The following is a 22,547-nucleotide window of genomic DNA, read 5'->3' on the forward strand; positions in this document are numbered from 1 at the left end:
GACACCGGGACGTTCGACGGCGCCGGGGACCGGCGCATCATCGCCGCGGCCCGGGCCGCGGCCTACCGCCGGGACCCGCGAACCGTCACGCAGCGGGCCAGCCACGCCGCCACCGACCGGCACGTCAGTCTCCGCCCGGCCCCGGACACCATGTGCTACTTCACCGCCCTGCTCCCCGTCTCCGCCGGCGTCGCCGTGCAGGCCGCCCTCACCCGTCACGCCGACACCGCCCGCGCCGCCGGAGACCCGAGGACCCTCGGGCAGCTCAAAGCCGACGCCCTGGTCGAACGCATCACCGGCACCCCCGGCGGGATCACCGGCATCGAAATCCAGCTCGTTCTGACCGACCACACCCTCCTCCAAGGCCACAGCGAACCCGCCAGGCTGCCCGGCTACGGCATTGTTCCCGCCGGTTGGGCCCGGCAACTGCTCAAAAGCGGGGGAAAGGCAGCCGGCACAGGCCCCCTGACAACGGATGCGGGAAAGGAACCGGGAACGGAAACAGGCCCCGATACCGACCCGCACGAGGACCTGCGCATCTGGCTCCGGCGGCTCTACACCGCCCCCGGCACCGGGGACCTGGTCGCGATGGACTCCCGCGCCCGTATCTTCCCGCCGGGGTTGCGCCGTTTCGTGACCGTCCGCGACGCCACCTGCCGCACCCCCTACTGCGACGCCCCTATCCGGCACCTGGACCACATCAACCCCTGGCACAACGGCGGCCACACCACCGGCACCAACGGCGCCGGACTCTGCGAAGCCTGCAACCACACCAAAGAAACCCCCGGCTGGACCACCAAATCCCGGCCCGGCCCCAGACACACCCTCGAAACCACCACCCCCACCGGCCACACCTACCACTCCACTGCCCCACCACTGCCCGGCACCCAACTGACCGGCTCGCCACCGCTGCCAAACACAGCCGCGGCCACCGACACCAACCACCACCGCCGCAAACTTAGACACCACGCCAAAACCCTCAAACGCGCACGACTGGCAGAGTTTCCGGCCGCATGAGCGAGCCGTCATTCCGGAGGCTGCGTCCGAAGGCCTTGGATCACACGAAGCGTCCTACCAATCGGGGTGGGCGGTTCACAGGACCTTCCGAAGAACGGGCGGCGCCTCTATGGTGCAGCGGCCTCATCCGGATCAGTTGCGGCTCCTGCCCCGTCCGGATACGGCGCAGCCCCGGTCACGACTTCGTTGGCGTCGTTATTAGACCACTCGGAGAACGACCCGGGATAGAGAGCGGCAGGGAATCCGGCGATTTCCAGGGCCGCAATTTCGTGGGCCGCCGTGACGCCGGATCCGCAGTAGACGGCGGTGGGGACATCGGCGCGCACTCCGAGACTCGTAAAGCGTTCGCGCAACGCCTCCGGTGAGAGGAACCTGCCGTCCACACCAACGTTCGCCGTCGTCGGGGCGCTCACGGCCCCCGGGATGTGGCCCGCCCGCGGGTCCACTGGTTCGAACTCGCCGCGGTAGCGCTCCCCCGCCCGGGCGTCCAGCAACAGCCCGCGCCGGCCCCACGCGGCAGCCTGTCCGGCGTCGATCACGGGCAGGGCGCCTCCCGTCAGGGCTCCTCCCGTCAGGGCGTCGTCAGTCAACTCAACGTCGCCAGGTTCCGCCTGCCGCTCGCCGCTTTCGACTTTGAAGCCCGCGTCGCGCCAGGCGGCCAGACCGCCGTCGAGCAGGTAGACATCCGGAAAACCCGCATTCCGCAGCATCCACCAGAGTCTCGCGGCGGCTAGATTGCCACTGTCGTCATAGGCCACCACGACGTCTCCGCCGCGAATGCCCCAGGCACGCGCTGACGCCTGGAACTGTTCCAGGGTAGGGAGCGGGTGGCGGCCGCGGCTGGGGTCCGCCGGGCCGGCGAGTTCAGTGGCGAGGTCCACGAAGACGGCGCCGGGGAGGTGCTCCGCGAGGTAGTGCTCCCGGCCGTGCGGGTCCCCGAGCGCCCAACGCACATCGAGCAACACCGTCCGTGGGCCAGCCGTGCCGGCGGCGTCCAGCCGGTCCTTCAAGGTGACAACGTCCATGAGGGTCTTCATCCGCCCACTCTATCGATGCGGAACCTGCCCCCGCCGGTAGGCTGGTGCGGTGATCAGAGAACGACAGCAGGACAGGGCCTGGGCCGACGAGGCCATCCGGAGAATCAACGCCGAGAACAACCGGTCCGCGGACACGCATTTGTACTCCGTCCCCCTTCCGGAACACTGGGGCGTCCAGCTGTACCTCAAGGACGAGTCCACGCACCGGACTGGCAGCCTGAAGCACCGGCTGGCCCGCTCCCTGTTCCTTTTTGGGCTGGTCAACGGCTGGATCTCGGAAGGCACCACCATCGTGGAGGCATCCAGCGGCAGCACGGCCGTGTCGGAAGCCTATTTCGCCCAATTGCTCGGGCTGCCGTTCATTGCGGTGATGGCCCGGAGCACCAGCCGGGAGAAGATCGCCCTGATCGAGCAGTTCGGCGGCTCGTGCCTGCTCGTGGACCACGCTTCAGAGGTCTATGAGGCCGCCGGAGACCTCGCCCGGCGCACCAACGGCCACTACATGGACCAGTTCACCTATGCCGAGCGGGCTACGGACTGGCGCGGCAACAACAACATCGCCGAATCGATTTTCGGACAGCTTGCCCTTGAGGAGCACCCGATTCCGCGCTGGATCGTCGTGGGCGCCGGCACCGGCGGCACCAGTGCCACCATCGGCCGCTACCTCCGGTACCACCGCCACAACACGGAGCTCGCAGTGGTGGATCCGGAGAACTCCGCGTTCTACCCCGGCTGGCTGGAGAGCCGCCGGACGGGAGCCACAACTCACGCGGCCCCGGGTGCCAGCGGCATGCCCTCGCGGATCGAGGGTATCGGCCGGGCGCGGCTGGAACCCAGCTTTGTCCCGGCCGTCATTGACCATATGGTCCCGGTCCCGGACGCTGCCTCGGTAGCGGCCATGCGCCATCTCAAGGACTACGCCGGCCTGCACGCCGGCCCCTCTACCGGCACCAACCTGTGGGGCGTCTGGCAGCTCATCGCCGGGATGATCGCCGAGGGCCGCCGCGGCAGCGTGGTATCGCTGATGTGCGACGGCGGTGACCGCTACGCCGGCAACTACTACAACCCGGACTGGCTGCGGTCCCAGGGCCTGGATCCCGAACCGCATGAAGCGACCATCCGGGATTTCTTCGCCAGCGGGACATGGCCCGCCTAACCGGGTGCGCTCCTATACCTCCACGGTGTCTCCGCTGGACAGGTGCCGGTATTCGGTCCCGTACCTGGCGCCGAACCGGGTCACATGCCCTTCCACCAGGCCGCGCCCGTTCTCATTGAGCAGGGCGTCGTGGATCGGGAAGGCCTTGGGGGCGCGGACACCGATCACGAAGTCCACTACCTCCCCCACCTTGTTCCAAGGTGCGTGGATCGGCACCAGCAGCGTCCGCACGGTCACGCCGTCGGGAACTGTGAAGGAATCGCCGGGGTGGTAGACGTTGGCGTCGACGAAATAGCCGATATTGGCCACCACCGGGATCTGCGGATGGATCACCGCGTGCTGTCCGCCAAAAGTCCGGATGGAGAATCCGGCCGCCTCGAAGTCCTCGCCCGGGGCCACCGCATGGACCCGGTGACCGGCGTCGGGTGCTTTCTCCCGCAGTTGCGCCGCGACCCCGGCCGGGGCAAAGAGCTGCAGCGCATCATCGGCCAACAGGGCGGCGGTGACGGCGTCGGCGTCGATGTGGTCGGGATGCTCATGCGTGATCAGCACGGCATCGGCGCCGGCGAGGGCCAGGTCCGTCTCCGAGAAGTTCCCCGGATCGAACACCAGCGCCTTGCCGTCCTTCTCCAGTCGGACACAGGCATGCGTGAATTTGGTCAGCATCATCCGGCCAGCCTAGGGTTCTAGCAAAGCGCTGTCCACGTGCCGGCTGGTAATCTGGGACCTTGCCACAACCCCTTATCAAGCCCACCACTGAAGCGAGTTCCACGATGTCCCAGGGCGCCACAGCCAACGGCAGCCGGACAACGGCGGCGCCTCCCGCCGCGGCCAAAGAACAGCGTGTCACCAAGCAGCGCGTTGCGGTCAGCGCGGTCCTGGACGAGCTGACCGACTTCGTCAGCACCCAGGAGCTGCACCGCATCCTGCAGGAGCGCGGCACGTCGGTGTCCCTCGCCACCTCCTACCGGATTCTGCAGTCCCTCGCTGATGACGGCCTGGTGGACGTCCTCCGGAATACCGACGGCGAGGCCGTGTACCGCCGCTGCGCCGTCACCGGCCATCATCACCATTTGCTGTGCCGCAGCTGCGGCAAGGCCGTCGAAGTCGAGGCACCCGCGGTGGAGTCCTGGGCCGCGCGAACGGCAACCGAGCACGGCTTCACCGCAGTGGAGCACACCGTCGAGATATTCGGGCTGTGCCCGGAGTGCACGGCCCGGAATACCGCCTAGCTCTTGGACCCCGGGGCCGACACGAGAGCCTCGTCGTCGGCGTCGTCGGCCGTAATCAGGATGTTGCCCTCCGCAATGGATTCGGACAGAACATCGTGCTCGATGGCGGTGGCCAGCGGCTTCTGCTTGACGAAGCACATCAGCACCGCGGCCGCCAGCGCAAGCGGCACCATCCAGACGAAGATGGGCGTCAGCGCGTCGTTGTAGGAGGAGATGATGGCGTCCTTGATTGGCGCCGGCAGCTGGCTGACCACTGCCGGAGTCAGTGAGTTCGATCCGCCCGGAGCGCCTCCCCCGGTTGCCGCGGCCGGCAGGCGCTCGGCGAGCAGCTCGGCCAACCGGCTCGCAAAGAGGCTACCCACCACCGCGGAGCCCAGGGTGGCCCCGATCTGCCGGAAGAAGTTGTTCGACGCCGTTGCGGTCCCGACTTCGCGCAGTGGGAAGGAGTTCTGCACGATCAGCACCATGATCTGCATACTCAGGCCCAGCCCCAGCCCCATCACGGCCAAGTAGGCGCAAATTTCCCAGAGCGGCGCTTCCGGCTTGAGGGTGGAGAGCAGCACCAAGGCGATCGCGACCAGGACGCCGCCGGCAATTGGCATCCACTTGTAGCGGCCTGTGCGGCTGACCAGCTGCCCGGACACGACGGAGGCGACCAGCAGGGCGCCCATCATCGGGATCATCAGCAGCCCCGATTCGGTGGCGTTGACGCTGAAGGCCATCTGCAGATAAGTGGGCAGGTAGCCGATCGCGCCGAACATGGCCACGCCGATCAGCAGCCCGGCAATGGTCGAGAGGTTGAAGTTGAGGTCCTTGAACAGGTGCAGCGGAATGATCGGCTCGGCTGTGCGCCGCTCCACCAGGACGAAGGCAACCGCACTGGCAATCGTGCCGGCGATGAGGCCCAGGATGATCGGATCATTCCATTCGTACTTGCCGCCACCCCAGGTCGCGAACAGCACGAGGCAGGTCGTTGCGATCGCGAGCAGCACCATGCCGCCGAGGTCCAGGCGCGGTTTGCCGCGGTGCTTGGGCAGCTTCAGGAAGAAGACGGCTCCGGCCAGGGCCAGCAGGCCGAGGGGGATATTGATCCAGAACACCCAGCGCCAGCCGGGACCTTCAGTGAACCAACCGCCCAGCAGCGGGCCGGCGACCGAGGCGATGGCGAAGACGCCACCCATCATCCCCATGTATTTACCGCGTTCGCGGGGCGGCACGACGTCCGCGATGACGGCCTGGGAGAGGATCATCAGACCGCCGCCGCCGAGGCCCTGGACCACGCGGGCGGTGATGAGCACACCCATGTCGTTGGCCATGCCGCCGATGACGGAACCGATCATGAACAGGATGATCGCGGCGATCAGCAGGGCTTTGCGTCCCATGAGGTCGCCGAGTTTGCCGTAGATGGGCATGGTGATGGTGGACGCGAGAATAAAGGCGGTGATGACCCACAGCATGTCGCTGACGCCATGGAGTTCTCCCACGATGGTGGGCAGTGCCGTACTGAGCACGGTCTGGTTCAGTGCCGCCAGAAGCATCGAGAGCATCAGGCCCACGAACATCAGCACCATGTGCTGCTTTTCCCCGGCCGGTCCCGTGACGGGGACAGCTTGCATGGTCATGAGAGTTTCCTTAGTAAATGGTGAAGTAGGGCCAACGACGGTTGGAGCGTTTCCGCGGAGATCCCCTCGACGGGGTCGAAATCGGCGGAAGTGAGTTTGAAGCGGATGGGGACGCCGGCGATCATGACCACCATGCGTGCGGACTCCCCGGGGCCGAAGCCTTCGACGCCGTCCGCCCAGTCGGAATCCTCCGCCAACAGGCCGGCGAGCCCCTGGCAGACAAGCGTCTCGGCTTTCACCATGTAGTCCATATGCCGGCGGCCCAGATGGGGATACCGGGCAATCAGCTGGCGGCGCCGCGCGCGGTCTGTGCCTCCGATTGCCGTCCAGGCAACGGTCATCAGCAGACGCGACACCTGGCCCACCAGGTCATCGGCGGTGACGGAGATTTCGGCGAGCAGCGAGGCTTCCAGTACGGGCTCACGCAGGCCAAGGATGGCGTCTTCCTTCGCCTGGAAATAGTTGAAGAACGTTCGCGGGGACACACCGGCACTGGCCGCGATGGCCTCTACCGTGGTCTGTTCGACACCGTGTTGCAGGGCAAGCGACGCGGCCGCCTCGTGGAGGGCCATCCAGGTCTCAGCCTTTTTGCGCGCACGCAGGGGCATCGACACGTCTTCAATCATGGGCTAAATAATTGCACGAGTGCAACGATTGCACAAATGCATACTTGCAGTGATGCACACTTTGGGTTCCCGGGCTGCGGCGTCTTAGGCCGCCGGCACCGCCGAATCACTCAGCACCCGGCCGTTCAACCCGCGCCGGGCACGTACGCCGCCGATCACCCGGCACACGACATAGATAAGGAAGGACAGTGTGGTCACGTACGGACTGATCGGGATCCGGCCGCCGAGGGCCAGCAGGATACCGCCCACCGTCGCCGTCACGGCGAACACGACGCTCAGGATCACCACCAGCCGCGGCGACGACGTCACCCGCATGGCGGCCGCAGCGGGAGTGATCAGCAGCGCCAGCACCAGCAGGGCGCCGACAATCTGGATGGAGAGCGCCACGCTGACGCCGAGCAGCAGCATGAACCCGATGGCCAAGGCCCGCACGGGCACGCCGCGGGCCGACGCCACGTCGGGGTCCACGCTGGCAAAGGTCAGCGGACGCCAGATCGCCACCAGGGCGATCATCACAACGACGGCGGCCACCGCCAGCACCTGCAGCTGGACGGTGCCGACCGAGACGATCTGCCCGGTGAGCAGGCCAAACTTGTTGGCAGCCCGCCCCTCGTACAGCGACAGGAACAGGATGCCCAGGCCCAGGCCGAACGGCATGATGACGCCGATGATCGAGTTCTTGTCCCGGGCACGGACGCCCAGCAGGCCCAGCAGCAGCGCCGCCACGACGGACCCTGCCAGCGAGCCCAGGACAATGTCCGCCCCGATCAGCAGGGCGAAGGCCGCACCGGCGAATGAAAGTTCAGAGATCCCGTGCACGGCGAAGGCCAGGTCACGCTTCATCACGAATGTTCCTATCAGCCCGCCGAGCAGGCCCAGCACCGCGCCCGCCCAGAGGGAGTTCTGGACCAGCACGAGGAGTTCGCCGTAGTTTTCGAAATTGAAGATTGAGTTGAGCAGGTTGTCCAGGTCCATCTAGCCCATCTCCCCCGCCACTGCGTGGGCGTCCTCGTGGTGATGAGTCGTGGCGTCGGGGAGCCCGACGACGATCAGGCGCCCGTTGGCGTTGATCACTTCGACGTGGCTGCCATAGAGGTCGGACAGCACCTCAGTGGTCATGACCTCCTCCGGAGGCCCCACCCGGAACCGTCCGCCGGCCAAGTACAGGACCCGGTCAACATAGTCCATGATCGGGTTGATCTCGTGCGTGACGAAGACCACGGCGCTGTCCCGGTCGTGGCACTGCTTGTTGATCAGGGCACTGACCGCCTGCTGGTGCTGCAGGTCGAGGGACAGCAGGGGTTCGTCGCAGAGCAGCACCTTGGGGTCGGCAGCCAGAGCCTGGGCCACCCGCAACCGCTGTTGCTCCCCGCCGGAGAGCTGGCCCACGGGAACCTTTGCGTATTCGGCGGCTCCTACGAGCTCGAGCAGTTCATCGATTCTGCGGTTAACTTTCGCGCCGCCCAGCCGCACGCCCCAGCGGTGGCCGTCGACGCCGAGGCCCACGAGGTCGCGGGCGCGCAGCGGCGTGTCAGGGTCGAAGGACTTCTGCTGCGGGACATAGCCGATCCCCCGGCTGCCCCGCTCCACGGGCCGGCCGGCAAGCGTGGCTGAACCGGAACTCAGCTCCTGCAGGCCCAGCAGAACCTTGAGGAAGGTTGTTTTGCCGCTGCCGTTGGGGCCAAGGACAGCGAAAAATTCACCCGCATTGATGTCCAGATCAAGGCCCTCCCACAGAGTGCGCTTGCCGAACGCCAGGGAGGCTCCACGGAGGCTCACTACGGGTGTCAACTTGGGTTTCCTCGAATTCTGCGCAAACCGCGGCTCGCGCGCTGCGCCTGGGGTGTCCGGCTGGAGTGTCTGGCTGGTTTGCGCTGGTCCGTCCGACGGGTCTACCTCGCGGGGCGGTCGGCCCACACTGTCCCGCTAATCTTAGGCCAGTGCCTTGCCAATGTTGTCGACATTCCCGGTCATCCACTGCAGGTAGGTCTTACCCTCCGGCAGGGTCTCGCTGAAATTCACCACCGGGACGCCGGCAGCAGTTGCCGCATCCTTGACGTCGACCGTTTGCGGGCCTTCGGTCTGCTGGTTGTAGGCAAGGAGCCTGATCCGGCCCGACTTCATAAGGTCGGTGGTCGCCTGCAGGACTGCCGGCGGAACGTCGGTGTCTTCTTCGATCGCCGCGGTGTACTCATCCGGGGTCTGGTTGTCCAGGCCGGCGGCCTCGAGCAGGTAGAGCGGCACCGGTTCCGTCACGGCGACAGGCGCCGCGCCGGCCGAGGCCTTGATGCCCGCCAGCTTTGCTTCGAGGCCGCCGAGCGACTCCTTGAAGGCCTCGGCATTGCTGCGGAACGTCCCGGCGGAGGAGGGTTCAAGCTCGCCCAGCTTGGCCGCGACGGCGTCAGCCAGCCGGGCCATGGCCGGCAGGCTGTACCAGACGTGCTCGTTGAATCCCGCATGTTCGTGGCCGTGGCCGTGGCCGTCAGCTCCGGCGGATGCGCCGGGAGTTTCTGCCGGGGCCAGCCCGGAAACTTCCACGGCGTTCAGGACGCTGCCCTCGTCGAGCCCCGTGTCTTCGGCCAGCTTGTGGATGAAATCGTCATAGCCGCCGCCGTTTTCCACCAGCAGCTCTGCCTTGGACACCGCCAGCTTGTCCTGGGTGGTCGCCTCGTAGGAGTGCGGGTCCTGGCTGGTCCGATTGATGATGGAGCTGACACGCACCTTGTCGCCGCCGATGGTGCCGACGATGTCCCCGTAAACACTGGTGGAGGCGACGACGTCGACAATGCCGTCGTCGGCGCTTCCCCCGGGGTTCTCCGACGTCGGACCGCAGGCCGTCAGGAGCACGCTCAGGCCGGCAAAAGCGGCAACGATGGCATGGGCAGCAGGACGACGCACGGGAAACCTCGGATCTGTTATTGAGAATCAGGAGCAATAGCAACAGCTTTGAGTGTAGCCCTAAATAGGAATGATTCCTATTTAGGGCTACCTCCGAGCCTGAACGCTGCTACTGGTCCTGCCCGAGCCTGCGGTAACCGGTGGCCTGCGTGGCGTCCCTGATCTCGCCGACGAGCTCCTCGATGACATCCTCGAGGAACAGCACGCCCTGGGTGTTGCCGTCCGGGCCGATCACGCGGGCCAGGTGCGATCCGGTCCGCTGCATCACGGACATGGCCTTCTCGATTTCGTCGTCCATGGACAGGTTCGCCAGGGACCGGATGTGGCTCTCGGCGATCGGCTGGTGGTACGCCGCATCCGGAATGGAGAGCACATCCTTGATGTGGAGGTAGCCGGAGAGCATTCCGTCATCGTCCAGCATCGGGAAGCGCGAGAACCCGGTCCGGCTCACGGCCTTTTCAAATTCCACCGGTGTGGTGGCTGACTTCATCATCACCAGCTTGTCCAACGGCACCATCACGCGCGACGCCGTGTGTTCGGAGAACTCCAGCGCACCGGTAATGAGTCCGGCGTCGTCGTCCACCAGCCCGTGGCGGGTGGATTCCTGCACGATCGACTGGACTTCTTCGAGCGTGAAGGAGGAGGTGACTTCATCCTTGGGCTCGATCCGCATCAGTTTCAGGATGTGGTTCGCGGACCAGTTGAGCGCCACAATCACCGGCTTCACCAGCCGGGCGATGAACATCAGCGGCGGGGCCAGCAGCAGTGCTGCCTTGTCCGCCACGGAGACCGAAATGTTCTTCGGCACCATCTCGCCGATCGTGACGTGCAGGAACGTGACCAGCAACAGGGCCACGGCGAACGCCGCAACGTCCGCGACCTCGGCCGGAACGCCGACTGCCTCCAGCGGCACCACCATCAGGTGGTGGATGGCCGGTTCCGCGACCTGCAGGATCAGCAGCGAACAAACGGTAATGCCCAACTGGGCGCAGGCCAGCATGAGGGAAACGTTTTCCATCGCCCGCAGGGTGGTTTGCGCGCGCTTGGAGCCTGCCTCGGCGAGAGGCTCGATCTGGCTCCGGCGAGCGGACATGACCGCAAACTCGGCGCCAACGAAGAAGGCGTTGCCCAGCAGCAGGACAACAAGCCAGAGGATTCCTGCCCAGTCACTCATGCGGCACCGACCTGGCCGTTGGAGCGCTCATCGTGGTGTACCCGAACGGGTTTGAAGCAGATCCGGTCGATCCTGCGCCCGTCCATCCGGGTGACGGCCAGGGTGCCGCCATGGACGTCCACGGTGTCCCCCACCGCGGCGATCCGGCCCAACTTGCTCATGACGTAGCCTCCCACCGTTTCGTAGGCAGACTCGTCGGGCACGGTCAGGCCCGGGATCTGTTCGGAGAGTTCGTCCGGGCGGAGCAGGCCCGGGAAATACCAGTCGCCGGAAGCGCTCTGCAGCAGGCCGGGCCGGACCTTGTCGTGTTCATCGGCCACTTCGCCAACGATTTCCTCGACCAGGTCCTCCAGGGTGGCGATGCCGGCGGTTCCGCCGTACTCGTCCAGGACCACGGCCAGCTGCAGGTTTCCTTCGCGCAATTCCGCCAGCAGGGCGTCGAGGTGGATGGTTTCGGGGACCCGGAGCACATCGGTCATGATGGCACCGGCTTCCAGCTTGGCGCGCCGGTCCGATGGAACCGCGATGGCCTTCTTGATGTGCACCACGCCGCGGATATCGTCCGAGGATTCCCCGATCACCGGGAACCGCGAATAGCCGGTGCGGCGTGCGGCCTCCACAATGTCGGACACCGGTTGGTCGCCGTCGATGGTCTCAACCCGGATGCGGGGCGTCATGACATCCGCTGCTGTCCGGCCCGAGAACTTGAGCGTCCGGGCGATGAAGTTGGCGGTGCCGGCGTCGAGGGTCCCCATCGCCGCCGAACGGCGCACGAGGGACGCCAGCTCGGCCGGAGTCCGCGCCCCCGAAATCTCTTCCTTGGCCTCGAGGCCGAAGATGTTGAGCACCTTGTTGGAGAAGCCGTTGAGCACCACGATGGCGGGTTTGAAGATGGCCGTGAAGATCAGCTGCGGGCGGGCCAAAGCCTTGCCGACCTGGAAGGACAGCGCAATGGCCATGTTCTTCGGCACCAGCTCGCCGATCAGCATGGACAGGAGAGTCGCGAACGCCATCGCAAGGATCAGCGACACCGAGGAAATAGCGGCTTCAGGCAGCCCCAGGGCGGCCAGCGGGCCTTCGAGCAGCGCGCCGACCGACGGTTCCATGACGTAGCCGGTGAGCAGGGTTGTGATGGTGATGCCCAGTTGGCAGCTGGAGAGCTGCGTGGACAGGGACTTGAGGCATTTGAGCAGGGGGACGGCGGCACTGTCGCCGTCATCAACGGCCCGCTGGACCGTCGCCTGGTCAAGGGCAACCAGCGAGAATTCAACGGCTACGAAGAAGCCGGTTCCGAGGATGAGCAGCAGGCCTGCACCGAGAAGGAGCCACTCCATTTAGCGGCCCGCTTTCGGAGCTGCCAGGAGTGGCTGCTTGGGGAAGATGCTCTTCTTCTGGAAAGTGCCTGGCGGAGGGTGGTCGGCCGGGGCCGACCCTTGATCTTTGTAGGCACTGGCTTCCTGGGAGGCACGGCTTTCCTGGAAAATAAGGGGCCGGTGTGCCGCCGGAGAGTGATGGGCGCGTGAACGGGGTTTGCCGGCTCTTCGGGTGGACTGCGCGGGAAGGGTTTCCGTTCCCCGCTGACAGCCCCCAGGCCGGCACCTAGATTTCCTGTCCATAAGAATGTCAGTCTACAGGAGCGCCGGGCACGGCCGCCGTCGTGTCACTACAAGCGCGGCGTCCGACGGCGGCCGGCTGCGGCCCCGTCTGCCGGCAGCCCCTCACCAGCTTTGCGGGACCGGGCGGCCTTCCTCGTAACCGGCCGCGGACTGGATCCCCGCCACGGCGCGTTCCCGGAACTGCGCAAGGTCTGCGGCGCCGGCGTAGCTCATGGAACTGCGGAGCCCGGCCGTGATCATGTCCAGCAGGTCCTCGACGCCGGGCCGCACCGGATCGATGAACATCCGGGACGTGGAGATGCCTTCCTCGAAGAGGGCCTTGCGGTCCTTTTCGAAGGCGCCCTCGCGCTGGTTGCGGTTCTGCACGGCCCGGGCGGATGCCATGCCGAAGCTTTCCTTGTACTGCCGCCCGCCAGCATCCTGCTGCAGGTCCCCCGGGCTTTCGTGCGTGCCGGCGAACCAGGAGCCGATCATCACCTGGCTTGCCCCGGCCGCCAGCGCCAGGGCAACGTCGCGCGGGTAGCGGACACCGCCGTCGGCCCAGACCCGGCCCCCGGCCGCCCGCGCCGCGGCCGAGCACTCGAGCACGGCGGAGAACTGCGGCCGGCCCACGGCGGTCATCATGCGGGTGGTGCACATGGCGCCGGGGCCAACACCGACCTTGACGATGTCCGCCCCGGCCTGGATGAGTTCGCGGGTCGCATCCGCGGTGACCACGTTGCCTGCCACCACGGGGACGCCGGGGTTGAGGCCCTTGACGGCCGCGAGGGCCTCAAACATTTTCTGCTGGTGGCCGTGAGCGGTGTCGAGGACCAGGACGTTGACCCCGGCGGCGAGGAGTTCCGTGGCCCGCCCGGCGACATCGCCGTTGATCCCGACGGCGGCCGCCACCTTGAGCTTGCCGTCAGCGTCCAGCGAAGGCCGGTACAGCGTGGAGCGCAGGGCGCCCTTGCGTGTGAGGACGCCGGCCAGGACACCGTCCCGCTGCACGGGCGCAAAGTCCGTTCCGGCAGCGTCCATCGCGTCGAACGCGCGGCGCAGGCCGGCCCCGGACCCGCCGTCGGGCGCGCCGTCGGGTGTGCCGTCCGGCAGGGCCCCGTCCAGCGATGCCGCATCCAGCACCAGGGGCTGGTGGCGCATGACGGACGCCAGCGAGGCGAAACGGTCCTGGCCCTCGCAGTCGGACGCCCGGATGATGCCGGCGACGGCACCCGAGTCGTCAACCACCATGATGGCCCCGTGCGGACGTTTGCCCATCAGGTGCAGGGCGTCAATGACCGTGCTGGTGGGCGACAGCGTCACCGGCGTCTCCAGGACGGGGTGGCGGGTCTTGATCCAGGCCGTCACGTCGCGGATCACGTCCAGCGGCACGTCCTGCGGCAGCACCGCCAGCCCGCCGCGCCGGGCCATCGTCTCGGCCATGCGTTTGCCGGTCACCGCCGTCATGTTGGCGGCGACCAAGGGGATCGCGGAGCCGGTCCCGTCGTCCGCGGCCAGGTCCACGTCCAGCCGGGACGTGACGTCGGAACGGGACGGAACCAGGAAGAGGTCCGAATAGGTCAGGTCGGTGGTGGGGTCGGTCAGGAAACGCACGGCTGCTCCTTAAAGTAAGCAAAATAAGCATTCCGGTACTCATCGGGTTCTCAGGGTGATTCTAGCGAGCCGTCGAACGGCCGCGGCACCCGCCCGGCGCGGTGACGGCGGGTCTTGCGGGCCCTCCGGCGGCTGCCCTCCGGGGCCCGGATGACGTGCCGCGCGGGTGCTTTGAGCCGACTTGATGATTTGAGTCACCCTTATTGGCGGTTTGGCAAGAATCGTCACTAGACTGGCATGGGTCTGGGTTCACTGGACGCGGAGACTGGTTCAACTGTTGTGCTGAGGCACCGTGAAGCCAGTGGGAATCAAACTCATGGAAGAGGCGTAATTCAAGTGCCAGAGCAGCCTAGCCACCGTCTACCAGAGGAATTTGGCGGAAACGAGTGGCTCGTTGACGAACTGTACGAGCGTTATCAGCAGGACAAGAACACGGTGGATGCCAAGTGGTGGCCTTTGTTCGAATCCTTCGACGCCGGTGACAGTTCCTCCACCAACGGAGCCTCGGGCGCAGCGGCTGTTGCGCACCCCGCCACCCGCGAACTTCCCGTTGTAGCTCCGGCTGCTGAGCCAGCAGCGCAGCCAGCGGCGCAGCCGGCCGCGCCCGCCCCGGCTGCAGCGGCCCCCGCCCCCGCCGTCAAGAAGGCCCCGGCCACCGTCGCCCGCGACGGCGCCAAGACTTCGGAAGCCGGCCCCGGCACCCAGCCGATCCCGGCCCAGCTGCCCAAGAACATCAAGGCCCCGACCGCCCCCGAGGAAGACGTCGTCTCCGTCCTCCGCGGCCCGGCCAAGGCGATCGCCACCAACATGATCACCAGCCTGGAGGTTCCGACCGCCACCAGCGTGCGCGCCATCCCCGCAAAGCTGCTGATCGACAACCGCGTGGTCATCAACTCCAACCTTGCCCGCGCCCGTGGCGGCAAGGTCTCCTTCACGCACCTGATCGGCTACGCCGTCATCCGCGCCCTCGCCCAGTTCCCCTCGATGAACGTCTACTACGACGAGGTGGACGGCAAGCCGGTGGCGGTCCAGCCGGCGCACGTGAACTTCGGCATCGCCATCGACATGCCCAAGCCCGACGGCACCCGCCTGCTGATGGTCCCGAACATCAAGAAGGCGGAGACCCTCAACTTCTCCGAGTTCTGGCACACCTACGAGGACCTGATCAAGCGGGCCCGCGCCGGCAAGCTGACCGCGGACGACCACTCCGGCACCACGGTGTCGCTGACCAACCCCGGCGGCATCGGAACCGTGCACTCCGTGCCGCGCCTGTCCAAGGGCCAGGCCGCCATCATCGGCGTCGGCGCGCTGGACTACCCGGCCGAGTTCCAGGGTGCCAGCGCGAAGATCATCGCGCACAACGCCATCAGCAAGGTCCTCACCCTGACCTCCACCTATGACCACCGCGTCATCCAGGGTGCCGGCAGCGGCGAGTTCCTGAAGCTCGTGCACCAGCTCCTGCTGGGCGCGCAGAACTTCTACGACGAGATCTTCGAGTCCCTGCGGATCCCCTACGAGCCCGTCCGGTGGAGCCCTGACCTGCAGGTGGACCCGGCGGACGAGATCAACAAGGTCGCCCGAATCCAGCAGCTCATCCACGCCTACCGCGTCCGCGGCCACCTCATGGCGGACACCGATCCGCTCGAGTACGTCCAGCGCAAGCACCCGGACCTCGACGTCCTGACGTACGGCCTGACGCTGTGGGACTTGGACCGCGAGTGGCCAACCGGCGGCTTTGGCGGCAAGCCCATGTTGGCATTCCGCGACATCCTCGGCGTGCTCCGTGACGCTTACTGCCGCACCACGGGCATTGAATACATGCACATCCAGGATCCGGAAGAGCGCAAGTGGTTCCAGGACCAGCTGGAGCACCCGTACTCCAAGCCGAGCCGCGACGAACAGCTGCGCATCGTCTCCAAGCTCAACGCCGCCGAGGCCTTCGAGACGTTCCTGCAGACCAAGTTCGTCGGCCAGAAGCGCTTCTCGCTCGAGGGCGGTGAGTCCCTCATCCCGCTGCTGGACGCCATCATCTCCGATGCGGCCGACGACGAACTCGACGAGGTCGCGATCGGCATGGCCCACCGCGGCCGCCTTAACGTGCTCACGAACATTGCCGGGAAGACCTACGCCCAGGTCTTCCGGGAATTCGAAGGTACCCAAGATCCGCGCTCCGTGCAGGGTTCCGGCGACGTGAAGTACCACCTCGGCACCGAGGGCACGTTCACCTCGGACAACGGCAAGGAGACCAAGGTCTACCTCGCTGCCAACCCGTCGCACCTCGAAGCCGTGGACTCCGTCCTCGAAGGCATCGTCCGCGCCAAGCAGGACCGCCTGGACCAGGGCGAAGCCTTCCCCGTGCTGCCGATAATGGTGCACGGCGACGCCGCTTTCGCCGGCCAGGGTGTGGTGGCGGAGACGCTCAACCTCTCCCAGCTGCGCGGATACCGCACCGGCGGCACCATCCACATCGTGGTCAACAACCAGGTCGGCTTCACCACCGCGCCGTCCTCGTCACGGTCGTCCACCTACTCCACGGACGTCGCCAAGATGATCCAGGCGCCGGTGTTCCACGTGAACGGCGATGACCCGGAGGCCGTGGTCCGCATCGGTCAGCTCGCCTACGAGTTCCGCCAGCGGTTCCACAAGGACGTTGTCATCGACATGGTCTGCTACCGCCGACGCGGCCACAACGAGGGCGACGACCCCTCGATGACCCAGCCCCTGATGTACAACCTGATCGAGGCCAAGCGCTCGGTCCGCAAGCTGTACACCGAGTCCCTGATCGGCCGCGGTGACATCACCGAGGAAGAGGCGGAGCAGCTGCTGCGCGACTACCAGGAACGCCTGGAGCGCGTCTTCGCCGAGACCCATGCGGCGCAGACCTCCCCGATTCCGATCATCAAGGCGGATTCCGCCGCGGTGTCCGATCTGGAGCGTCCGTTGGCCCAGCAGTCCGATTCCGGCATCAACGCCCCGGCGTCGACGGCAATTTCCGCCGAGACACTGGCGCGCATCGGCAAGGCGCACGTCGACATCCCCGAAGGCTTCACGGTCCACGCCAAGCTCAAGCAGCTGCTGGAGAAGCGCGAAGTCATGTCCCGCGAAGGCGGCATCGACTGGGGCTTCGGCGAACTGGCCGCCTTCGGTTCGCTCATTATGGAAGGCGTTCCCGTCCGGCTCGCCGGCCAGGACTCGCGCCGCGGCACCTTTGTGCAGCGTCACGCCGTCTTCCACGACCGCGCCAACGGCGACGAGTGGCTGCCCCTGGCACACCTCTCCGATGACCAGGCCAAGCTGTGGATCTACGACTCCCTGCTGTCGGAATACGCGGCCATGGGCTTCGAATACGGCTACTCGGTGGAACGGCCCGATGCCCTGGTGCTCTGGGAAGCGCAGTTCGGTGACTTCGTCAACGGCGCGCAGACCATCATCGACGAGTTCATCTCCTCGGCCGAGCAGAAGTGGGGCCAGCGTTCCTCGCTCGTGCTGATGCTGCCGCACGGCTACGAGGGCCAGGGACCGGACCACTCCTCCGCCCGGATCGAGCGCTTCCTGCAGATGTGCGCCGAAGAAAACATGATCGTGGCCAACCCCACCACGTCGGCGTCGCACTTCCACCTCCTGCGGCGCCAGGCTTACAGCCGGCCGCGCAAGCCGCTCATCATCTTCACCCCGAAGCAGCTGCTCCGCCTCAAGGCCGCTGCCTCCTCCGTGGAGGACTTCACCACCGGCACCTTCCGGACGGTCATCCCCGAGCACGAGGAACTGCAGGCCGACGCCGTCGAGCGTGTCCTGCTGGTCTCCGGCCGCCTGTACTACGATCTGCTGTCCACCCGGCAGAAGACCGGCGACAAGACCACGGCGATCGTCCGCGTCGAGCAGCTGTACCCGCTGCCCGCCGCCGAGATTGCCGCGGAGCTGGCGAAGTACCCGAACGCCGACGTGGTCTGGGCGCAGGATGAGCCCGCCAACCAGGGCCCGTGGCCGTTCATCGGCCTCAACCTTCCGGACGCGCTGGACCGCCGGGTCCGCCTCGTTTCCCGCCCCGCCTCGGCTTCCACCGCGGCAGGATCGATGAAGCGCCACGCGGCCGAGCAGGACGCACTGCTCAAGCAGGCATTCGCACGTAAGTAAGGTCAACGCTGCCCGGCCGGAGATTGAAACACGCAACTCCGGCCGGGCAGCCTTGTTTAACCGGCATTGTCCCCCGGCAGCGTGACCGTCCGGGGGCGGTTTCAATGGACGCTCTGGAGTGAAGAGGTAGTCGTGGAAGATCGAAAGCTGCGGATCGCAGCCGTGGGCGATGAACTGCTGGCCGGCCTGGGTGATCCCCGGGCGCTCGGCTGGCTGGGCCGGGTGCTGGCACGCACGCCGCAGGACGGGCTGACGCTCGAATGCTATTCCCTCCCCTGCCCGCAGGAGGGAACGGAAGGCCTGGCCTCCCGCTGGCTGGAGGAAGCCGGCCGCCGGTTCAACAACCACCATGAGAACCGCCTGGTCATCGGCCTCTCCGGCCGCGACATCGAGTTTGGGCTGTCGACCGCCCGCAGCCGGCTCAACCTCGCGAACATCCTCGACTCGGCCTCGCAGAACAAGATCGAGGTCTTTGTCGTGGGCCCGCCGCCCTCCCTGGACCCGGCCCAGAACCGCAGGCTCGGCGAGCTCAATACCGCCTTCGCCGACGTCACAACCCGCCGCAAGCACCTCTACGTCGACACGTTCTCCCCGCTGCTCAACCACGAGCAGTGGCGCCAGGACCTAGCCGCCAACGGCGGGACGCCCGGCCAGGCCGGCTACGGCCTCATGGCGTGGCTCGTGCTGCACCGCGGCTGGTTCCAGTGGCTCGGCATGGACACGCCGGAGTAGAGCCTCCCGAATCTCCGCCAGGAAATTCGCGATATATCTTGACCCTCCGAATGCGGCGATATATCGTGACTGTATCGTCACGATATATCGCAAGTATCCGCATTGAAGTATCGCCTTCCCGGAGGAACCATGTCAGAGAACACCAGGGCAGAGGACAACTGGACCGTCACCGGTCCGCAGACCATCGACGTCGACGGCGTCCGTTCGCTCAAGCTCGGCATCGTCCGGGGACGATTCGACATTGTCACGCATGAGGAGGCAGTCGCCCGGATCGAGGTCTCCGAGGTCTCCGGCGACCCGCTGGCCATCAGCCTGGTCAACGGTCGCCTTGAGATCCGGCACCAGCTGCATGGCCCGCAGGGCTGGTTCAAGAACCTGATGAACACCGTCAACAACGGCAGCAGCAACTCGGTGGTCATCAGCATTGCCCTGCCCGCCGGCGTCGAGGTCGAGGCCGGCACGGTCAGCGGGGACGGCATGGTGTCCGGGATCAGCGGGCACACCCGGCTCAATACGGTCTCGGGTTCCGTCCTGGCCGACGGCACGTCCGGGGATCTGGCCGTCAGCACTGTCAGCGGCGAAGTGATCGCCCGCAACCACCATGGTGTGCTGACAGCCAAGAGCGTCTCGGGCGAAGTCACGGCCTCCGGCGAGTTCAGCCACATCCGCGCCAATACGGTCAGCGGTGACCTGAGCTTCGACCTGCACGGTTTTACCCAGGACTTTGGCGCCAATTCCGTCTCGGGCGACGTCACCATCCGCGTGCCGTACGACGTCGGCGTCGACATCATCGCCAAGTCCGCCAGCGGCGCCGTCGTCATCAACCACACGAAGTACAACCAGCCCGGCGGCGCCGTACAGACCATCGCCGGGCCGGATACCCAGCTCATGCTGGTCCGTACCAACTCCGTGTCGGGCAAGACGTCGGTCTTCCACGGCCAGCCGAGCACGGACACCGAAACGAGGCCCTGATGCCTCCGGTCTTTGCCCACGGGGCCCTGCGGCTCTATCTCCTCGCCCTGCTGGAGACCGGTCCCAAGCACGGCTACGAACTCATCAAGGCGCTCAGCGAACGGTTCGGTGGCACCTACTCCCCCAGCGCCGGAACGATCTATCCGCGGCTTGGCAAGCTCGAGGAGGAAGGGCTGGTGGCCACGCACGCCGAGGGCCGGCGGACCTACTACAGCATCACCCCGGCAGGACTCGCGGAACTCAACAGCCGGCGGGACGAGCTGGCCGGCGTGGAAAACGACATTTCCGCCTCGGTCCGGCGGCTCGCGGACAATCTGCGGCAGGACATCAAGGACAACATGCGCGGCCTCCGGGCGGACCTTGCCGCAACGGCCGAGGCCGCGCGTTCCTCGGCCCGCGCTGCCGGATCAACCGTGGCCTCACTGGCTGGCCAGCGCTACTCGCAGGAGGGCGACAGCCGGCTGCGGGAAGCGGAGATGCTGGTGCAGGCGTTCCGGGACGACATCCGGGTGGAATTGCGCCGCCACGGCGGCCGGCATCCGATCACGCCCGTAACGCTGGAGACGGTCAAGACGGTGCTGGACCAGGCCAGGATCTCCATCCGGAATTCCCTGGAGTGATGCACTCCCCCGCGCCCGGTCGGCCGGTTCGCGGCGGGTGCCCTGATGTGGGAGACTTGAGGGCAGCTCTTTTGAGTACCAAAAATTAAGGAGGCCAGCTATGAGCAAGCGTGCACGTAAACGTCGTGACCGTAAGCGTGGCGGCGCGAACCACGGCAAGCGCCCCAACACCTAAGCAAAGCTTGGAATACGGCTTTAGGCGAATGACCCCGGAAACCTCACGGTTTCCGGGGTCATTCGTTTTCTGGAACGTGGAGACGGGCGGAGCCCGCCGGGTCAGGCCTCTACGGGGTTGCTCGAGTGAATCCGGTCAAGGATTGAATTCTTGAGGTTCTCCGGGGCGGCCTCGGTGCAGGAACGCTTCACCATCACGCGGATCACACACTCAAGGTCGTACTGCTCAAAACATTCGGGGCAGCCGTCCAGGTGGTCCTTGATCTCGGAGATGTCCTCGTGCGTAAGGGCACCATCCAGATACTCGTAGATACGTTGCATCCGGGCGTCGTCGCAATCGCCCAGTCCCTGGCAGTCGCTCATTTCCTGTTCTCCTGTTTGTTACTTCCGGCCGCCGCGGTGGCATCTGCAGCCTTGAACCCGCGCTCGGCGGCGTAGTCGGCGAGCATGTCCCGCAGCATTTTCCGGCCCCGGTGCAGGCGGGACATCACGGTCCCGATCGGGGTGTTCATAATGTCGGATATTTCCTTGTACGCAAATCCCTCGACGTCGGCGAAGTACACCGCCAGCCGGAATTCCTCCGGGATGGCCTGCAGCGCACGTTTGACGTCCGAATCCGGCAGGTGGTCCAGCGCCTCGGCCTCGGCCGAGCGCAGCCCCGAGGACGTGTGCGACTCCGCGCGGGCCAGTTGCCAGTCCTCGATGGTGTCGGAGTTCGACTGCAGCGGCTCACGTTGCCGCTTGCGGTAGAGGTTGATGTAGGTGTTCGTCAGGATGCGGTACAGCCAGGCTTTGAGGTTGGTGCCGGGCTTGTACTGATGGAATGCGGAGAACGCCTTGGTGTACGCCTCCTGGACCAGGTCCTCGGCATCGGCGGGATTCCGGGCCATCCTCATGGCCGCGGAGTACAGCTGGTCGACATACTGCATGGCGTCGCGTTCGAACCTTACCCGGCGTTCCTCCGGGGTTTCAGTCGCAACGTCCAGTGCCTGCCCGTCCACGATCGTCTCTTGGGCGGCAGCCTCGTGCATGGCCGCAACGGCCGGATCCATGGTGCTCATTGCCTTCAAGTCTACTGTCACGTTCCGGCGGGCGGCCGGAATTGCCGGCACGGCGCCATCCTGCATGGCCATGGACCACAACTCCACCGGTTCCGCAGCACGCTGCGCGTCCTCCACAAGAATCAAATCTCCACCTTTCTGTCTGTCGTCCGGTTGGTCGTTGGGCCCCTACTCCAGCCGCCCTCCAGATCATCGTCAGGCCGCAAACCGGCGGCCGGGACCTGTCTTCCACAACCCCCTCGGGCAGGCAAATATTCCACAAAAGTGCAAGACTAGAACCGGTTCTCCCGCATTGATTCCGCGGCTCGTCCATCCAGGAGGAAATTCATGTCCTTTGTCCGCTTTCTCGCCCGGCCCATGCTCGCCTCCAGTTTCGTCCTTGCAGGCATGGACAAGCTCAAGAATGCGGACGACACCGCGACGCAGCTGTCACCCCTGCTGCGCCGCGCCGCCGAGTCCCTGCCGTTCCAGACCAACGAGAAGGTCCTGGCCCGCGTTATCGGCGGAACCCAGGTGGGAGCCGGCGTCCTCTTCGCGCTCGGCAAGTCAGCCCGCATGGCCGCCACCGTCCTGGCCGTCATCTCCGCTCTCAACGGCTACGTTGAATGGCGCAGCGCGGACATCACCTCCAAGGACGGCCGCGATGCCCGCCGCAAGCAGCTGCTCAAGAACGTCTCGCTGACCGGCGGCGTGCTCCTGGCCGCCGTGGACACAAACGGCCGGCCCAGCCTGGCCTGGCGCGCCGAGCACCTCGCCGCGGATGCCAAAAAGAACGCCAGCCACCTCGCCGCGGACGTCCGGAAGACCACCGGCAAGCAGTGGAAGAAGGCCGACAAGGCCGTACGCAAAGCCGTAGACCACACCGCTGGAGCCTAAGACAGCA

At 66.3% G+C, this 22,547-nt stretch carries 21 protein-coding genes; 9 read left to right on the forward strand and 12 right to left on the reverse strand.

All coding sequences use genetic code 11. From position 1 onward, the window contains the following. The coding region (locus AC6EUH_RS00005; RefSeq protein WP_499737467.1) for an HNH endonuclease at positions 1 to 1,017 on the forward strand (1,017 nt) is incomplete at its 5' end. 107 nt (positions 1,018 to 1,124) lie between these two features. Here AC6EUH_RS00005 and AC6EUH_RS00010 read toward each other — a convergent pair. Continuing rightward, positions 1,125 to 2,054, reverse strand: a complete 930-nt coding sequence (locus tag AC6EUH_RS00010; RefSeq protein ID WP_499737468.1) for a sulfurtransferase — start codon at positions 2,052 to 2,054, stop codon at positions 1,125 to 1,127. A 49-nt stretch (positions 2,055 to 2,103) separates the two neighbouring features. Between AC6EUH_RS00010 and AC6EUH_RS00015 the strand changes: the two genes are divergently transcribed. Continuing rightward, positions 2,104 to 3,210 carry a PLP-dependent cysteine synthase family protein gene (locus tag AC6EUH_RS00015; protein ID WP_499737469.1) on the forward strand — a complete coding sequence of 369 codons (1,107 nt, stop codon included), beginning with the start codon at positions 2,104 to 2,106 and terminating at the stop codon, positions 3,208 to 3,210. Between the two features lie 12 nt (positions 3,211 to 3,222). Here the strand turns inward: AC6EUH_RS00015 and AC6EUH_RS00020 are convergent, their stop codons facing one another. Continuing rightward, complete coding sequence (locus tag AC6EUH_RS00020) at positions 3,223 to 3,879, reverse strand: MBL fold metallo-hydrolase (protein ID WP_056426027.1); 657 nt, start codon at positions 3,877 to 3,879, stop codon at positions 3,223 to 3,225. Positions 3,880 to 3,983: 104 nt separating this feature from the next. On the opposite strand from AC6EUH_RS00020, the gene AC6EUH_RS00025 reads away from it, so the two are divergent. After that, on the forward strand, positions 3,984 to 4,442 hold the full coding sequence (locus AC6EUH_RS00025; protein WP_056426025.1) for a Fur family transcriptional regulator: 459 nt from the start codon (positions 3,984 to 3,986) through the stop codon (positions 4,440 to 4,442). Here the strand turns inward: AC6EUH_RS00025 and AC6EUH_RS00030 are convergent. The 8 genes from AC6EUH_RS00030 to AC6EUH_RS00065 all read right to left on the reverse strand — a co-directional run bounded on the left by AC6EUH_RS00030 (position 4,439) and on the right by AC6EUH_RS00065 (position 13,971). After that, the gene (locus tag AC6EUH_RS00030; RefSeq protein WP_056426022.1) at positions 4,439 to 6,064 is read right to left on the reverse strand and encodes an MDR family MFS transporter; all 1,626 of its coding nucleotides are present in this window, start codon (positions 6,062 to 6,064) and stop codon (positions 4,439 to 4,441) included. The two genes, AC6EUH_RS00025 and AC6EUH_RS00030, sit on opposite strands and share 4 nt — an antisense overlap. Further along, positions 6,061 to 6,690: a TetR/AcrR family transcriptional regulator gene (locus AC6EUH_RS00035; protein ID WP_082492546.1), complete on the reverse strand. Its 630-nt coding sequence runs from the start codon at positions 6,688 to 6,690 to the stop codon at positions 6,061 to 6,063. The genes AC6EUH_RS00030 and AC6EUH_RS00035 overlap by 4 nt, the downstream gene beginning before the upstream one ends. Before the next feature lie 84 nt (positions 6,691 to 6,774). Then, complete coding sequence (locus AC6EUH_RS00040; RefSeq protein WP_056426017.1) at positions 6,775 to 7,665, reverse strand: metal ABC transporter permease; 891 nt, start codon at positions 7,663 to 7,665, stop codon at positions 6,775 to 6,777. After that, positions 7,666 to 8,481, reverse strand: coding sequence for a metal ABC transporter ATP-binding protein (locus AC6EUH_RS00045; RefSeq protein WP_200912975.1), 816 nt, complete (start codon positions 8,479 to 8,481; stop codon positions 7,666 to 7,668). A gap of 141 nt (positions 8,482 to 8,622) precedes the next feature. Further along, positions 8,623 to 9,588, reverse strand: coding sequence for a metal ABC transporter solute-binding protein, Zn/Mn family (locus AC6EUH_RS00050; protein WP_056426011.1), 966 nt, complete (start codon positions 9,586 to 9,588; stop codon positions 8,623 to 8,625). Between the two features lie 109 nt (positions 9,589 to 9,697). After that, positions 9,698 to 10,762: a hemolysin family protein gene (locus AC6EUH_RS00055; RefSeq protein ID WP_056426007.1), complete on the reverse strand. Its 1,065-nt coding sequence runs from the start codon at positions 10,760 to 10,762 to the stop codon at positions 9,698 to 9,700. Beyond that, positions 10,759 to 12,096, reverse strand: a complete 1,338-nt coding sequence (locus AC6EUH_RS00060) for a hemolysin family protein (RefSeq protein ID WP_056426003.1) — start codon at positions 12,094 to 12,096, stop codon at positions 10,759 to 10,761. The genes AC6EUH_RS00055 and AC6EUH_RS00060 overlap by 4 nt, the downstream gene beginning before the upstream one ends. A 384-nt stretch (positions 12,097 to 12,480) precedes the next feature. Further along, on the reverse strand, positions 12,481 to 13,971 hold the full coding sequence (locus tag AC6EUH_RS00065) for a GuaB1 family IMP dehydrogenase-related protein (RefSeq protein WP_499737470.1): 1,491 nt from the start codon (positions 13,969 to 13,971) through the stop codon (positions 12,481 to 12,483). A gap of 336 nt (positions 13,972 to 14,307) precedes the next feature. Here AC6EUH_RS00065 and AC6EUH_RS00070 point away from each other — a divergent pair, with 336 nt between their 5' ends. The 5 genes from AC6EUH_RS00070 (at position 14,308) to AC6EUH_RS00090 (ending at position 20,604) form a co-directional block, all read left to right on the forward strand. After that, positions 14,308 to 18,105: a multifunctional oxoglutarate decarboxylase/oxoglutarate dehydrogenase thiamine pyrophosphate-binding subunit/dihydrolipoyllysine-residue succinyltransferase subunit gene (locus tag AC6EUH_RS00070; protein WP_056425998.1), complete on the forward strand. Its 3,798-nt coding sequence runs from the start codon at positions 14,308 to 14,310 to the stop codon at positions 18,103 to 18,105. A 132-nt stretch (positions 18,106 to 18,237) separates the two neighbouring features. Beyond that, positions 18,238 to 18,837, forward strand: coding sequence for a GDSL-type esterase/lipase family protein (locus AC6EUH_RS00075; RefSeq protein ID WP_082492545.1), 600 nt, complete (start codon positions 18,238 to 18,240; stop codon positions 18,835 to 18,837). A 129-nt stretch (positions 18,838 to 18,966) separates the two neighbouring features. Further along, positions 18,967 to 19,809, forward strand: coding sequence for a DUF4097 family beta strand repeat-containing protein (locus AC6EUH_RS00080; RefSeq protein WP_056425989.1), 843 nt, complete (start codon positions 18,967 to 18,969; stop codon positions 19,807 to 19,809). Continuing rightward, positions 19,809 to 20,429, forward strand: coding sequence for a PadR family transcriptional regulator (locus AC6EUH_RS00085; protein ID WP_056425986.1), 621 nt, complete (start codon positions 19,809 to 19,811; stop codon positions 20,427 to 20,429). Before AC6EUH_RS00080 ends, AC6EUH_RS00085 begins: the two co-directional genes overlap by 1 nt. Before the next feature lie 100 nt (positions 20,430 to 20,529). Beyond that, on the forward strand, positions 20,530 to 20,604 hold the full coding sequence (locus AC6EUH_RS00090; RefSeq protein ID WP_369299106.1) for a 50S ribosomal protein bL37: 75 nt from the start codon (positions 20,530 to 20,532) through the stop codon (positions 20,602 to 20,604). Positions 20,605 to 20,705: 101 nt separating this feature from the next. Here AC6EUH_RS00090 and rsrA read toward each other — a convergent pair whose 3' ends face one another. Together rsrA and AC6EUH_RS00100 are read right to left on the reverse strand one after the other, a co-directional pair. After that, positions 20,706 to 20,966: a mycothiol system anti-sigma-R factor gene (gene rsrA / locus AC6EUH_RS00095; RefSeq protein WP_056425983.1), complete on the reverse strand. Its 261-nt coding sequence runs from the start codon at positions 20,964 to 20,966 to the stop codon at positions 20,706 to 20,708. Continuing rightward, positions 20,963 to 21,736 carry a sigma-70 family RNA polymerase sigma factor gene (locus AC6EUH_RS00100; RefSeq protein WP_056426664.1) on the reverse strand — a complete coding sequence of 258 codons (774 nt, stop codon included), beginning with the start codon at positions 21,734 to 21,736 and terminating at the stop codon, positions 20,963 to 20,965. Before AC6EUH_RS00100 ends, rsrA begins: the two co-directional genes overlap by 4 nt. A 255-nt stretch (positions 21,737 to 21,991) precedes the next feature. On the opposite strand from AC6EUH_RS00100, the gene AC6EUH_RS00105 reads away from it, so the two are divergent. Continuing rightward, positions 21,992 to 22,540 carry a DoxX family protein gene (locus tag AC6EUH_RS00105; protein WP_056425980.1) on the forward strand — a complete coding sequence of 183 codons (549 nt, stop codon included), beginning with the start codon at positions 21,992 to 21,994 and terminating at the stop codon, positions 22,538 to 22,540. Positions 22,541 to 22,547: the final 7 nt, after the last annotated feature.

The organism is Arthrobacter sp. 001422645 (assembly GCF_059816125.1).